This is a genomic window from Flavobacterium sp. ST-158 (genome assembly GCF_058309975.1).
In genome coordinates, this window is record NZ_JBZEEN010000008.1 from 110053 (window position 1) to 124136 (window position 14084).

14 protein-coding genes are annotated in these 14084 nt (G+C 33.8%); 7 read left to right on the plus strand and 7 right to left on the minus strand.

Features of this window, described 5'->3' with window-relative positions; translation table 11 throughout:
- Positions 1 to 9: 9 nt before the first annotated feature.
- The 5 genes from guaB to AC4FRF_RS13085 form a co-directional block, all read right to left on the minus strand.
- Complete coding sequence (gene guaB, locus AC4FRF_RS13065; protein ID WP_491159997.1) at positions 10 to 1482, minus strand: IMP dehydrogenase; 1473 nt, start codon at positions 1480 to 1482, stop codon at positions 10 to 12.
- Positions 1483 to 1762: 280 nt separating this feature from the next.
- Positions 1763 to 3163 carry a DUF5723 family protein gene (locus AC4FRF_RS13070; RefSeq protein ID WP_491159998.1) on the minus strand — a complete coding sequence of 467 codons (1401 nt, stop codon included), beginning with the start codon at positions 3161 to 3163 and terminating at the stop codon, positions 1763 to 1765.
- Complete coding sequence (locus AC4FRF_RS13075) at positions 3160 to 3714, minus strand: hypothetical protein (RefSeq protein ID WP_491159999.1); 555 nt, start codon at positions 3712 to 3714, stop codon at positions 3160 to 3162. The genes AC4FRF_RS13070 and AC4FRF_RS13075 overlap by 4 nt, the downstream gene beginning before the upstream one ends.
- Before the next feature lie 67 nt (positions 3715 to 3781).
- Positions 3782 to 4645: a hydroxymethylglutaryl-CoA lyase gene (locus tag AC4FRF_RS13080; RefSeq protein ID WP_491160000.1), complete on the minus strand. Its 864-nt coding sequence runs from the start codon at positions 4643 to 4645 to the stop codon at positions 3782 to 3784.
- A 187-nt stretch (positions 4646 to 4832) separates the two neighbouring features.
- Complete coding sequence (locus tag AC4FRF_RS13085) at positions 4833 to 5852, minus strand: quinone-dependent dihydroorotate dehydrogenase (RefSeq protein ID WP_491160001.1); 1020 nt, start codon at positions 5850 to 5852, stop codon at positions 4833 to 4835.
- Positions 5853 to 6029: 177 nt separating this feature from the next.
- Between AC4FRF_RS13085 and AC4FRF_RS13090 the strand changes: the two genes are divergently transcribed.
- A complete protein-coding gene (locus AC4FRF_RS13090) occupies positions 6030 to 6437 on the plus strand; it encodes a DUF1003 domain-containing protein (RefSeq protein ID WP_491160002.1) in 408 nt (135 codons plus the stop codon).
- Between the two features lie 68 nt (positions 6438 to 6505).
- Positions 6506 to 7783 carry a peptidase T gene (gene pepT / locus AC4FRF_RS13095; RefSeq protein ID WP_491160003.1) on the plus strand — a complete coding sequence of 426 codons (1278 nt, stop codon included), beginning with the start codon at positions 6506 to 6508 and terminating at the stop codon, positions 7781 to 7783.
- Between the two features lie 96 nt (positions 7784 to 7879).
- On the opposite strand, the gene yajC is transcribed toward pepT, so the two are convergent.
- Both yajC and nusB read right to left on the minus strand, forming a co-directional pair.
- Positions 7880 to 8152, minus strand: coding sequence for a preprotein translocase subunit YajC (gene yajC / locus AC4FRF_RS13100; protein WP_491160004.1), 273 nt, complete (start codon positions 8150 to 8152; stop codon positions 7880 to 7882).
- A 32-nt stretch (positions 8153 to 8184) separates the two neighbouring features.
- A complete protein-coding gene (gene nusB, locus AC4FRF_RS13105; protein WP_491160005.1) occupies positions 8185 to 9096 on the minus strand; it encodes a transcription antitermination factor NusB in 912 nt (303 codons plus the stop codon).
- Positions 9097 to 9336: 240 nt separating this feature from the next.
- Here nusB and AC4FRF_RS13110 point away from each other — a divergent pair, with 240 nt between their 5' ends.
- The 5 genes from AC4FRF_RS13110 (at position 9337) to AC4FRF_RS13130 (ending at position 14073) form a co-directional block, all read left to right on the plus strand.
- Positions 9337 to 11097: an ABC transporter ATP-binding protein gene (locus tag AC4FRF_RS13110; RefSeq protein WP_491160006.1), complete on the plus strand. Its 1761-nt coding sequence runs from the start codon at positions 9337 to 9339 to the stop codon at positions 11095 to 11097.
- Between the two features lie 72 nt (positions 11098 to 11169).
- Complete coding sequence (locus AC4FRF_RS13115) at positions 11170 to 11553, plus strand: PUR family DNA/RNA-binding protein (protein ID WP_491160007.1); 384 nt, start codon at positions 11170 to 11172, stop codon at positions 11551 to 11553.
- 81 nt (positions 11554 to 11634) lie between these two features.
- Positions 11635 to 12540 carry a mechanosensitive ion channel family protein gene (locus tag AC4FRF_RS13120; protein ID WP_491160008.1) on the plus strand — a complete coding sequence of 302 codons (906 nt, stop codon included), beginning with the start codon at positions 11635 to 11637 and terminating at the stop codon, positions 12538 to 12540.
- Positions 12541 to 12650: 110 nt separating this feature from the next.
- Complete coding sequence (locus AC4FRF_RS13125) at positions 12651 to 13454, plus strand: sulfurtransferase (RefSeq protein WP_491160009.1); 804 nt, start codon at positions 12651 to 12653, stop codon at positions 13452 to 13454.
- A 124-nt stretch (positions 13455 to 13578) separates the two neighbouring features.
- Positions 13579 to 14073, plus strand: coding sequence for a nuclear transport factor 2 family protein (locus AC4FRF_RS13130; protein ID WP_491160010.1), 495 nt, complete (start codon positions 13579 to 13581; stop codon positions 14071 to 14073).
- Positions 14074 to 14084 lie beyond the last annotated feature (11 nt).

The window sequence follows — 14084 nt, forward strand, 5'->3', positions numbered from 1 at the left end:
AGCTTTAAATTATCTAGAATAATTTGGAGCTTCTTTAGTAATCGTAACATTATGAGGATGGCTTTCAGAAATTCCACTTGAAGTCAAACGTACAAAACGTCCTGTTTCTTGCAAAGTAGCAATATCTTTAGCACCACAGTATCCCATTCCAGCACGAAGTCCACCAACGAACTGTAACATACTTTCGTTTAATTCTCCTTTATAAGGCACACGACCTACAATTCCTTCCGGAACTAACTTCTTCACATCGTCTTCTACATCTTGGAAATAACGGTCTTTAGAACCTGTTTGCATCGCCTCAACAGACCCCATTCCTCTATACGATTTGAATTTTCTTCCTTCAAAAATAATCGTTTCTCCAGGAGATTCTTTAGTACCCGCTAATAATGAACCTAACATCACACAATCAGCACCAGCAGCAATAGCTTTAGGAATATCTCCTGTATAACGAATTCCTCCATCAGCAATTACAGGAACACCTGAACCTTTAATAGCTGCAGCAACTTCTAATACCGCAGAAAACTGTGGAAAACCAACACCTGCAACGATACGAGTAGTACAAATAGAACCTGGTCCAATACCAACTTTTACTCCATCGGCTCCGTTTTGAACTAAATACTGAGCTGCTTCTGGCGTAGCAATATTACCAACAATTACATCTAAATCAGGGAACTGTGCTTTAACTAATTTTAAAACATCAACCACACCTTTAGTATGTCCGTGAGCCGTATCAATAATTACAGCATCAACACCTGCGTTTACTAAAGCTGTAGCTCTTTCAACAGCATCAGCAGTAACTCCTAATGCAGCAGCTACACGCAAACGTCCGTATTTATCTTTGTTAGCATTTGGTTTTTGATTCAATTTAGTGATATCTCTAAAAGTAATCAAACCTACTAATTTATTGTCTTTGTCAATTACAGGAAGTTTTTCAATTTTGTGTCCTTGCAAAACGACTTCAGCTTGTTCTAAAGAAGTTCCTTCAGCAACAGTAACTAAGTTTTCGCTAGTCATAACCTCAATAATTGGTCGGGTACTGTTTTTTTCGAAACGCAAATCACGATTGGTAACAATTCCTTTCAATTTTTGATTTTCATCTACTACTGGAATTCCACCAATACCAAATTCTTTCATTGCTGCTTTAGCGTCAGCAACTGTAGCATTCAATGGTAAAGTAACTGGATCGATAATCATACCTGATTCTGCACGTTTTACTTTACGTACTTTAGCAGCTTGCTGCTCAATAGTCATGTTTTTATGTAAAACACCAATTCCTCCTTCTTGTGCCATAGCAATTGCCATAGAACTTTCGGTTACGGTATCCATAGCGGCAGATACAATAGGAACGTTAAGTGTTATGTTTCTTGAGAATTTTGTTTTGATACTCACTTCGCGAGGAAGCACCTGCGAGTAGTTAGGAACTAATAATACATCATCGTAAGTTAAACCTTCGCCGATAATCTTGGAGTTGTGTGCTATCATGTTGCAATTTCTAGTTGAATTGCGTGCAAATATAGCAAATTATTTCGAATTATTAAATCCTAAATCTAATTAATTTAACATTTGGGTTTTGAGTCAAATCGCTTCATTGCTAACAGAGTCACGCAATAGCCCAGATAGTAATGAAAAGCCACGTAAATTAAAAACCTAAATTTTTCTATTTTTAAAAAGCGACCAAAGGAAGCTATTTTAAAAACAAGAAAAATAGGATTTTTAATAGCGTGCTTGTAATGAATAGCTGGATTAGCTTCTGATAAAAACATCAATACGGAGGTTCATTACTATCAGCAAAAATAAAATTAAAGCCAAATTGTAACGAAAGACTATTGGCTTTAGACACATCTCGGTATTCCAATAGATTATCGGCCATGAAATACATATTGAATTTACCTAAAGTGGTGGATAGTCCCAATCCGATGTTAGTGTACGAATAAGAATCTAAAGTATAAGTTGCTTTAAGTTGTAATCTATCCGAAAAATTTCTTTGATAAAAACCGGTTAAAGCTGTGATAGGCACTCTTGGTGTACTCATCATAAAAAATTGTGCTCCTACAGCATTCTTATACTTTTTTTCGCCTGCAATACATACACAATCCTCATCGTTTGCAATTCCATACGAATATTGATAGGAAGCATTAAGTTTTACAGGGCGCCAAGTGGTGTATTTATTATACAATGTATCGCGTTTAACCGCATCTTGAAAGTCACTATACACACTTCCTGGATCGTTAAAATCAGAAAAGCTAGGATTAATGCCTTCGTATTTATAATAGCCTTTATAGGTGAAATTTTCCACATCTTTAGCATGTTTTACAAAACCAACATCGAGAATACTAGCTGTAATTTGGGTGTTTTTTTTGGGATAATACGTAAAACCCAAATCGAATCCCAAACCTAAATCGCTGCCTAATAAAAGTTGTTTTCTAACATCGGTAGCCACATCGCCATTGTAATCCTCGGCTATGTATTTTGAAATTCCAGAAGTATTTAACGTTAAATCGGAATCAATAATTTGCTCATACATAGTTGTATCTGATGGTCTTGTAGTTATAGAACCTGAATTATGCGTACTCGTTGCATTGAAACCGCTAAAATAAATTTTCCCTCTAGCTCCAACAATGAAATTATCAGTAACATTTTTATGATAACCTACATGCAAAACGGAAAGCATTTCGGCTTTTACACTTAAATCAGACAAATTGAAGGATTTACCAATATAATTTTGGTTTCCATCCAAAGTCAAAACAGCTAAATCCTTAGGCACATAACTCCAAAAATCAAATTCCTGATACAAACCAAATGAAAGATAACCTTTGTTTTCTAGCCAATCCCCTAGTTTAATTCCTCCATTCAAAATTTCTATTTGTTCATTAATAGCTCCATGGTCATTTCGAGAAGTAGAATAAATCACATTTCGTAATTTCTGATTGAAATCGACACCGTTATTAGCAAACAAATCATAAGTAGAAAATCCGCTAGAAGCTACCTTAAATGACATTCCTGAAAGGAACGGAACTCCAAAATAGTATTTGTATTTAAAATCGGCACCAGGATTTGTCATCAATGACTGAGGAACGGAAGTGAAATTATATAAAATTTGCTTGTTTTGAGAAACAGCATCTAATGCTAACAAAAAACTTAAGACTAAAAAGAACTTTCTCATTGTATGGTCAAATAAGCTGTTGCACTTGAACGTAACACTATGCTTCCTGTACTATTTTTATCCAAAGCTGGACCAGGATCCATTGCAAGTATAAATCCTATTTTTCTAGATCTTTTCAATAAATCCAATCTTGCATTTTCAAAAATTTCAGTCTGAGTAATGATATTAGTACTTCCTGAATAAGCAGGAATATTAAATTGAATGGTTTCCAATGCAGTATCATTAGCATCTAATAAGACAATAGAAAATGAATATGCTCGATTAATAGTATTGTTTATTTCAAAATAGAAATCAGCTTTTTGCAAATAACTATTAAAATACTTATCTCTAAAAACATCAAATTCCTCATCATCAAAAGCTAAATCGTATTCAGAACCATCACTTGCCACAAAAGCTGTAGCAGGAATATCAAAATGACTAAAATTCCCCACAACTACAGGTTCTAATTTTAAATCATTAACTTGATTAAAATCTAAATCACTCGTACATGAAAAACTACACGTAATAAGAAGTACAATGCAGCATATATGGTGTAAAAAATAATTTTTCATTTTGTTTAATAAATTCCTCCAGCTAATACCAACGTTATTTTAAATGCATTCGTATAATTAATGTGAATTAATAAAAAGTATTGAACACCTTGGAAGCCTCATTATAAGCACTTTCAAAACTCAGTGGATTCAAATTTAAATTCTCTTTATTGGCCGTAAAATACGAAAGTAATTTTTCGGTGGGCATATTTCCGGTTAATTCATCTTTTGCCATAGGACAACCTCCAAATCCCTGAATAGCGCCGTCATACCTACGGCATCCCGCTTGGTGTGCCGCTTCTATTTTCTCAAACCATTTATCGTAAGTAGTGTGCAAATGTGCTCCAAACTCAATTTGCGGATATTTTGGAATTAAATTAGAAAACAAATACTGGATAACTTCTGGAGTAGAACTTCCAATGGTATCCGAAAGCGACAAAATTTTCACTCCCATAGCCGCTAACTTTTCAGTCCACTCGCCCACAATATCTACATTCCAAGGATCTCCGTACGGATTTCCAAAACCCATAGACAAATAAGCCACAACCTCTTTATTTTTCTTATAAGCAATTTCCAGAATTTCTTGCATGCTCACAATAGACTCTGCAATGGTTTTATGTGTATTACGCATTTGGAAATTTTCGGAAATAGAAAAAGGAAATCCTAAATACTGGATGGATTCAAATTCAGATGCCATTTCGGCTCCCTTAGTATTGGCAATAATTGCCAAAAGTTTACTAGTGGTTTCTGACAAATCCAACTGTTCCAAAACAGCTGCAGTATCTTGCATTTGCGGAACAGCTCTTGGCGAAACAAAACTACCAAAATCAATGGTATCAAAACCTACTCGCAATAAAGATTGAATGTACGCCACTTTCTTCTCGGTAGGAATAAAGCTTTTGATACCTTGCATGGCATCGCGGGGACATTCTATAATTTTTATTGGTTCCATAGCTTTCAAAGATACTAAAACTAGTAAAGTGGCAAAATTTAGAACCAACAAAAAAAGATCTTTTGTTCCACAAAGATTCACAAAGAAACCACAGAGATATACAAAGAAAATTTAATCTGCATGCACTTTTAAACAAAAACCTAGCAAATCTTCGTATTTCTTTGTGAAACTCTGCGAAATTATAACGCTATAATCGACTTAAAATCTTTTGATTAATAGCTTTTACCAAGGCTGGACCTTCGTATATAAAACCAGTATATAATTGCACCAAACTTGCTCCAGCTTCTAATTTTTCGATGGCATCATCGGCAGTATGAATCCCTCCTACTCCAATAATAGGGAAAGCTTTATTACTTTTTTGAGATAGAAAACGAATTACTTCTGTTGAACGTTTGGTTAAAGGTTTTCCTGATAAACCGCCCATTTCAGTTTTATTTTCCGATTGCAAACCTTCTCGAGAAATAGTAGTGTTAGTAGCAATCACTCCTGCAATTTGGGTCTCTTTTACAATATCAATAATGTCTAACAATTGCTCGTCAGTCAAATCAGGAGCTATTTTTAACAAAATTGGTTTTTGTTTTGGCTTAGCCATATTTTTATTCTGCAAAGTCTGTAACAATTGTGTCAATGGTTCTTTATCTTGCAAAGCACGTAAATTAGGCGTATTAGGCGAACTTACATTCACCACAAAATAATCTACATAATCGTATAAAGCATCAAAACAAATTTCGTAATCCGAAGTTGCTTCTTCGTTTGGAGTTACTTTATTTTTACCAATATTTCCTCCTATCAAAACTCCTGGATTAGATTTCAATCGCTTCACCGCTTCCATTACTCCTCCATTATTAAATCCCATTCGATTAATAATTGCTGAATCTTCTCTAAGACGAAATAAACGTTTTTTAGGATTTCCATCCTGAGCTTTTGGTGTTAAAGTTCCAATTTCGATGAAACCAAAACCAAAATTGGACAATTCCTTGTATAATTTGGCATCTTTATCAAAACCAGCTGCTAGTCCTACTGGATTTTTAAATTTTAATCCAAAAACTTCCGTTTCTAATCTTTTGTCATTTACCAAGTAGAGTGATTTGTAAATGGAAGAGAAACCTGGAATTTTAGAAGTAATACGAACTAACGAAAACGTAAAATGATGTATTTTTTCTGGATCAAAACAAAAAAATAGCGGTCGGATAAGCTGTTTATACATAGGTTTTTAATTTGTGGTGCAAAAATAGAATTATCTAAGCGAATAAGAAACAATTGACTGTATTTTTTAGAGATGTTATCCTCAACTTCTTTTTAAATTAAAATTAACTATCTCCTACAATTCGGAATGTATTTTCAAACAAAACTTTCTGTACTTTTAAATAAAAAATCAATGCAAATGAACATCAATAAAAACTGGCATCAAAGACATTATGATAGTCTGGCATTTGGAAGCCGAGTTGCCGATGCGGTAGCCAAAGGAATGGGTTCCTGGCGTTTTATTATTATCCAAACCATATTTGTACTCATCTGGATGGGATTGAATCTCGTTGCTTATTTTGAACATTGGGATCCTTATCCTTTTATTTTACTAAACCTTTTATTTTCAACCCAAGCAGCTTATGCAGCACCCATTATTATGATGGCTCAAAACCGTCAAAATGAAAGAGACCGTATCCAAGCACAAGACGATTATCAAACCAACAAAGAAGCCAAATTAGAGATAGAAGCTTTAGCGGCAAAACTCAATTCAATTGAAATAGAAAAACTGGATAAAATAATAAAAATCCTAGAAAACATGCAATAAAACGCGCTGGGCTGGACTTGAGCCTAATTAAATCCTATCTTTGCAATCCATTAAAAAAATACCAGTTTATGCAAGATATTATTAATCGCTTTATCAGCTATGTAACGATTGACACTGAATCAGACCCTAACTCCGAAACAACTCCTAGTACCATAAAACAATGGGATTTGGCTCATAAATTAGTCGAAGATTTAAAAAGAGTGGGCATGCAAGAAGTAACTATCGACGATAAGGCGTATATCATGGCTACCCTACCCAGCAACGTAGAACACGAAGTACCTACCATAGGATTTATTTCTCATTTTGACACCTCACCGGATTTCTCAGGAGCTCATGTCCGTCCGCATGTGGTAGTTAATTACGACGGAGAAGATATTGTTTTAAACGAAGAAGAAAATATTGTTTTATCGCCTAGTTATTTCAAAGACTTATTGCAATACAAAGGACAAACCTTAATTACCACTGACGGAACAACACTTTTAGGAGCCGATGATAAAGCTGGAATTACCGAGATCATCACGGCTATGGAATATTTACTGCATCATCCAGAAATTCCGCACGGAAAAATAAGAGTTGCGTTTACTCCTGATGAGGAAATAGGTCGTGGAGCTCATCATTTTAATGTGGAAGAATTTGGAGCTGAATGGGCCTACACCATGGACGGAAGCCAAGTGGGCGAATTAGAATACGAAAATTTTAATGCGGCTGGAGCCAAAATTACTTTCAAAGGAAAAAGCGTTCATCCGGGTTACGCCAAAGGAAAAATGATTAATTCGATGCTAATTGCCAATGATTTTATCAGCCAATTACCTTCGGACGAAGTTCCTGAAAAAACGAATCGCTACGAAGGTTTTTTCCACGTACACCATTTTAATGGAAGCATCGAAGAAACTGTAGTAGAATTAATTATTAGAGACCACAACAAGAGAAAATTTGAAAAACGCAAACAGACCATTGAGAAAATAGTTCAAAAAATCAATAAGAAATTTGCAAAGCAATTTGGTCAAGATATTGCTATTGCCGTTATCAAAGACCAATATTACAACATGAAGGAAAAAGTACTTCCTGTAAAACACATTGTTGATATTGCTGAAAAGGCCATGCGAGATTTAAAGATCAAACCAATTATAAAACCTATTCGTGGCGGAACGGATGGTTCTCAATTATCGTATATGGGATTACCTTGTCCAAACATATTTGCTGGTGGACACAACTTTCATGGTAAATACGAATATGTACCTGTAGAAAGCATGCAAAAAGCAGTAGAAGTAATTGTAAAAATTGCTGAATTGACCGCTTTACCTGAATTTGGCTTAGAAAAACCTAAAACAAAAAAGAAGAAATAACACATAAAAAAGCTTACTTATTTGTTTTGCAATAAAAAAACAGCTGTTTCAAATTACTTGAAACAGCTGTTTTTTTTTATAAGATTAAACTAAGTCTTATTTTTTAGCTAATGAAGCACTCATTTCCATAGAAATTGCAGTACGCTCCATTTTTAATTTTCCTGCCATAGTTTCAATAACTACAGTTGTTTCGGCTAATTCAGCCACTCTACCGTGAAGACCACTTTTAGTAATTATTTTATCACCTACTTTTAAGCTGCTTTCAAATTCTTTTTCCTGTTTTGCTCTTTTTTGTTGTGGTCTAATCATGAAGAAATAGATAACCACAAACATTAAAATAAACGGCGCAAACTGACTTAATTGACCCATAATTTTTAATTCTTTTTTTATTAATTAGTATATTACATTAAACCGCGACCGGCTTTTATCATTTTCTTACTTGTTTCCAAATCTTTAACCAAATTATCTAAAATTCCGTTGATAAAAATACTACTCTTAGGAGTTGAGTATTCTTTAGCTAATTCTAAATATTCGTTCAAAGTTACTTTTACAGGAATAGATGGAAATTTTAAAAATTCGCAAATAGCCATTTTCAAAATAATAGTATCTACCTCAGCAATACGATCGCTATCCCAATTAGGTGTTTTATCTACAAACTCTTTGGCTAACTCAGCTTCGTTCAAAACTGTTTTGCGGAACAAATCTTTAACAAAGTCCTTGTCTTCATTATCCTTATACAATTTTGGCACTTTGAAATTATCATTTTCAATAGGCTTCATGGCTTTCAATTGCTTGATGATTTGTGTATTCACCATCGGAATATCATCAATCCAAGTCAACTTATCGTCTTCTAAAAATTCATATAATTTCTCATTTGGAACAATTACTTCCGTAAACAAATCCACAATTAATTGACGATCTTCTTCAAAAGAACGCTCTGGATTGCTCATGTATTTTTGATAAAATGAACTCTCTTTTATAGCCGCTAATAACAATGCTATATAATCTTCGTGCAAATGCCAAGCATCAATTTTTCTGGTTTCTAAAGCAATACTTAAAGAATTATTTTCGGCTAAAATTTCGAAAATACTGTTTTTGATAAATTTTTCGTTAGGATTACGTTCAGCAGCAGTAGCTAAATGTTTCTGACTAGACAAATGCAAAAATTGAGTTTCTTTTTTACAAATTTCCAGCAAGGAAGAAATCATTGTAAGGTATAAATCTTGAATGTTGTCGATACTGTGAAAAAGAAATTTCTCTTCCTTTTCCATGTTATCAGAGCCGTTTTGATGCATCGCATAAATGGTTTGCATAACTTTAACGCGAATGTGTCGTCTATTTACCACCTTGTAAGAACTTTTTATAAAATTAGTGTGCAAAAATAAGGATTTCCTTTTTCAAAATAAAATTTAAATGGGCAAAAAAGGAATTCATAACAATTAATATACTTCCTCCTAATTTCAACTAATCTTTCCTAAAGGAACGCTAAAGCCCAAAATCTGATAGTAATTATTCCTTATCTTTGTATTTCTATAAAATAGTTTACCCTAGAAATGAAAGAATTACTCTATCTTAACAAATACTTCATCAAATACAAATACCGTTTTATTCTGGGCATCATTTTTACCATTGTTGCTCAAATATTCATGTTATTTACACCCAAATTAATTAGCAAATCTTTTGCTTCAATCGAAACATTTGCTAAAAACGAGGGTATTTCTAATGCAGTCATTCGAGGAGAATTAATCAACAATATTCTTTTAATTATTGCCACCACCATCATTGCGGGATTTCTAACGTTTTTAATGCGTCAAACCTTGATTGTAATGTCACGTCACGTAGAATTTGACTTAAAAAATGAAGTTTTTAGACAATACGAAAACCTATCACAAAATTTCTACAAAAAAAACCGTACTGGAGATTTAATGAACCGTATTAGCGAAGACGTCTCTAAAGTAAGAATGTATGTTGGCCCTGCAGTAATGTACACCATCAATACTTTTATTCGTTTTGCTATTGTAATTTTGTTCATGTACAGAGTATCGCCTTTACTTACTTTGTATACACTTTTACCATTACCTTTATTATCGTATGCCATCTTTAAACTGAGTACTGAAATCAACAAACGCAGTACTACCTTCCAACAATATTTATCTAAGGTTTCAAGTTTTACGCAAGAAATATTTTCTGGAGTTCGAGTTATCAAAGCCTATTCGCTAGAAAATCAACACCAAAACAATATGGTAGCCTTAGCTTTAGAAAGCAAAAGTAAAAGTTTGGATTTAGCCAAAGTACAATCTTTATTTGGTCCGTTAATGCTGGCACTTATTGGAATCAGTAACTTGGTGGTGATTTATTTTGGTGGTCTAATGTACATTCACGGAACCATCAAAAGCATTGGGACCATTGCCGAGTTTATTTTGTATGTCAATATGTTAACTTGGCCTGTTGCCTCTTTAGGTTGGGTTTCCTCCATGGTTCAAGAAGCCGAAGCTTCTCAAAAACGACTGAACGAATTTTTAAAAATAAAACCTGAAATCAAAAACAACAATCCTGAAAAATCAATTATTGAAGGTGCAATTGCTTTTGAAAACGTAAGCTACACTTACGAAGATACTAATATCACAGCACTTAGAGGGATTTCGTTCACGGTCAATAAAGGAGAAACACTGGCCATTTTAGGGAAAACAGGTTCTGGAAAATCGACTATTTTATCTTTGATTTCCAGAATGTATGATGTGAACCAAGGCGTTATTAAAATTGACAACCAAGAAATTAGCCACTTGAACTTATTTGATTTACGAAATAGCATCGGAATTGTACCTCAGGACGCTTTCTTATTTTCTGATAGTATTAAAAACAATATTAAATTTGGGAAAGAAGATGCAAAAATAGAAGAAGTTATGGCTGCCGCAAAAAAAGCAGTAGTTCACGACAATATCATGGGATTCAACAAACAATATGAAACCATACTGGGAGAAAGAGGAATTACCCTTTCGGGAGGTCAAAAACAACGTGTTTCGATAGCGAGAGCCATTATCAAAAACCCTCCTATTTTATTATTTGACGACTGTTTATCAGCGGTTGACACAGAGACCGAAGAGGCAATTTTAAACAACCTAAATGCCATTTGTAAAGACAAAACAACCATCATTGTAAGCCATCGAGTATCATCGGCTAAGAACGCTGATAAAATCATTATTCTTGAAGACGGAAAAATAATTCAACAAGGTTCTCATAACCAGTTAATAAATCAAGAAGGCTATTATTCTTCTTTATATTTAAAACAACTTTCTGAAAAAGAATTACTATAAATCTTGCTTAATACATATATTTTTATCATTTTTGGTTTCAATTAACAACCATATTATTGTATAGAACGGATTATGAGAGAAAATGACATGTTAGAAAAAGAAGAAATCTTTTCTAAAGTTTTACGTGCAGGAAGAAGAACTTATTTCTTCGATGTGAGAGCTACAAAAGCTGATGATTACTATATTACCATTACAGAAAGTAAAAAATTCACTGAAGAAGACGGTTCGTACCACTTTAAAAAACATAAAATATATTTGTACAAAGAAGATTTTACTGCTTTTACAGAAATCCTAGGAGAAATGACTTCATACGTTTTGAACCACAAAGGCGAAGAAGTAATTTCAGAGAGACATCAAAAAGATTTCAAAAAAGAATATGCAACTGAAAGAGTAACTACCGAAGACGCAGTTCCTGAAATCTCAAGTTTCACTGATATTGATTTTGATGACATTTAATTATCTCAAAAAACAACAAAAAATTTAAGTCCAAAGGCCATTCGGTTTTTGGACTTTTTACATTAATACAAACAACAAACTATGAATTTAACAACAATTAATTGGCAAGAACTCACCAACAAATACCTTAGTGAATACAGCGAACTCATTATTCCCTGGCTTTTAACCAGCGGTATCAAAATTACCTTTATCCTAGGTGTTTCATTTTTTCTAAATAAAATACTGCATCGTTTTATTGAAAAAGCTGTCCGTATAGCCGTTAGGCCAGACAAATATTCTTCAAAAGAAGCCGAAGAAAAAAGAGAAAATACACTTATTCAAATTTTCTCCACCTCATCAAAAATTGCCATTTTATGTATTTCTTCCCTGATGGTTCTGGAAGAATTCGGAATAGAAATTGGCCCTATTCTTGCCGCAGCGGGAATCGTAGGTTTAGCTTTTGGTTTTGGTGGTCAATACCTGATACGCGATATTATTTCGGGACTTTTTATCATTTTAGAAAACCAATACCGTGTAGGTGATGTTGTCAATTTAGATTTAGCCAGCGGCAAAGTCGAACAAATTAGCCTACGCAAAACTACCTTAAGAGATATTGACGGAACAGTACATCATATTCCTCATGGAGAAATCAAAAAGGTTTCTAATCTTTCTAATGAATTTTCCAGAATCAACATCAATATTGGTGTGGGATACAGCAGTGACATCGAAAAAGTAATTACGGTAATAAACCAAATTGGTAACGACCTGACCAATGACCCGCAATGGAAGGATTACATTATCCAAGCGCCGCAGTTTCTTCGCATTGATGAATTTGCTGATTCATCCATTGTCATTAAAATTTTAGGAGAATCTTTACCGGATAAAAAATGGGACATCACCGGTGAATTGCGTAAAAGAATCAAAATAACCTTTGACAAAGAAGGAATCGAAATTCCGTTTCCACAATTAGTCATCCACAAAGCAACTGAAGCCGCTGCCTCTACATAATATATTTAAAGCCTGAAATAATTTCAGGTTTTTTTATTGGTCGAATTACTTCAATTTTGCGGAAGCATTTTGTAACTTAGTGCTACATTTAATCTCAAAAAAATTGCCTTATGAAAATCCCAATTGTATCCGTAAGTTGGCTCCAAGAGAACATTAACAATCCCGAACTTATCATTCTGGATGCTGTTTTAGACACTCCGCCTCATGATTTACAAATCGCCGGGGCACGCACTTTTGATATTAAAAATAAATTTAGCGATACTTCTAACCCATTACCCAATACACTCCCTAGCCCAGAAACTTTTACCGCTGAAGCAAGAAAACTAGGTATCAGCAAACACAGCAAAATAGTAGTCTATGACACTAAAGGAATTTACTCCAGTCCAAGAGCCTGGTATTTATTTAAAAGTATGGGACATGAAAATGTTTGGGTATTAAACGGAGGCTTTCCAGCATGGCAAAAAGAAGGATTTGAAACCGAAAAAGTAGCTCCAAAATCATTTAGAGAAGGTGATTTTGAAGCACATTACAAAACTGAAATGTTTAAAAACAAATTTCAAATCTTACACAATATTACTTCAAAAGATGCTGTAATTATCGACGCTCGTTCTGCTGACAGATTTAATGCAGAAACAGAAGAACCTCGCGAAGGACTTAGAAGCGGACATATTCCGAATTCAGTAAATTTACCTTTTTCAAAAGTTTTAAAAGATGGACATTATCTAAGCAAAGAAGAACTGCAGCAAATTTTACCACATCAGGATCAAAACCTGTATTTTTCTTGTGGATCCGGAATTACCGCCTGTATCAATTTAATTGCTTATGAATTGATTTCAAACAACCAACCCAAAGCCATTTACGACGGTTCCTGGACAGAATGGGGACAAGACCATAACTTACCGGTAGAAAAATAGAAAAATGAATTAGGCTTAAATTTATAACCAGAAATAAAATGAATTTTAAAATTTCCTCAACATACAAAACCAAACAATCTTCTAATTCCTCTTTGTTTATTTAGGAGCTAAAATTATAAAATTCATGAAAAAACCTGTTTTTAAATTTCTATTTTTAATACTCATCACAGTTTGTCTAAGCGCATGTATTACTTCAAAAAATATTAAGCAGCAAAAAACATATACCTATATTACAGACGATAAAAAACTATACGATACTATCGCTATGATGGATAGTATTTTTTTTACCGCTTACAATACTTGTGACATCAATAAACAAGCTACACTATATTCGGACAGCCTGGAATTTTACCACGATCAGGGAGGTTTAATGACTTCCAAAAAAGAAATATTAGATGCTACTAAAAAAAATATTTGCGGAAAAGTTACCCGTAAATTAGTTAAAGGAAGTATCGAAGTCTACCCTATAAAGAATTTTGGTGCGGTAGAAATAGGACTGCATAAATTCCATAACAATCAAGAACCGTCATCAACTATTTCTAAAGTTAGTAAATTTATTATCATTTGGCATTTTATCAACAACCAATGGCAAATAACCAAAGTTATTAGTTTGCATTAATGCATAATAAT

Coding starts and splice junctions, on each gene's coding strand:
- guaB (WP_491159997.1), bottom strand. CDS start 1,482: ATGATAGCACACAACTCCAAGATTATCGGCGAAGGTTTAACTTACGAT.
- AC4FRF_RS13070 (WP_491159998.1), bottom strand. CDS start 3,163: ATGAGAAAGTTCTTTTTAGTCTTAAGTTTTTTGTTAGCATTAGATGCT.
- AC4FRF_RS13075 (WP_491159999.1), bottom strand. CDS start 3,714: ATGAAAAATTATTTTTTACACCATATATGCTGCATTGTACTTCTTATT.
- AC4FRF_RS13080 (WP_491160000.1), bottom strand. CDS start 4,645: ATGGAACCAATAAAAATTATAGAATGTCCCCGCGATGCCATGCAAGGT.
- AC4FRF_RS13085 (WP_491160001.1), bottom strand. CDS start 5,852: ATGTATAAACAGCTTATCCGACCGCTATTTTTTTGTTTTGATCCAGAA.
- AC4FRF_RS13090 (WP_491160002.1), top strand. CDS start 6,030: ATGAACATCAATAAAAACTGGCATCAAAGACATTATGATAGTCTGGCA.
- pepT (WP_491160003.1), top strand. CDS start 6,506: ATGCAAGATATTATTAATCGCTTTATCAGCTATGTAACGATTGACACT.
- yajC (WP_491160004.1), bottom strand. CDS start 8,152: ATGGGTCAATTAAGTCAGTTTGCGCCGTTTATTTTAATGTTTGTGGTT.
- nusB (WP_491160005.1), bottom strand. CDS start 9,096: ATGCAAACCATTTATGCGATGCATCAAAACGGCTCTGATAACATGGAA.
- AC4FRF_RS13110 (WP_491160006.1), top strand. CDS start 9,337: ATGAAAGAATTACTCTATCTTAACAAATACTTCATCAAATACAAATAC.
- AC4FRF_RS13115 (WP_491160007.1), top strand. CDS start 11,170: ATGAGAGAAAATGACATGTTAGAAAAAGAAGAAATCTTTTCTAAAGTT.
- AC4FRF_RS13120 (WP_491160008.1), top strand. CDS start 11,635: ATGAATTTAACAACAATTAATTGGCAAGAACTCACCAACAAATACCTT.
- AC4FRF_RS13125 (WP_491160009.1), top strand. CDS start 12,651: ATGAAAATCCCAATTGTATCCGTAAGTTGGCTCCAAGAGAACATTAAC.
- AC4FRF_RS13130 (WP_491160010.1), top strand. CDS start 13,579: ATGAAAAAACCTGTTTTTAAATTTCTATTTTTAATACTCATCACAGTT.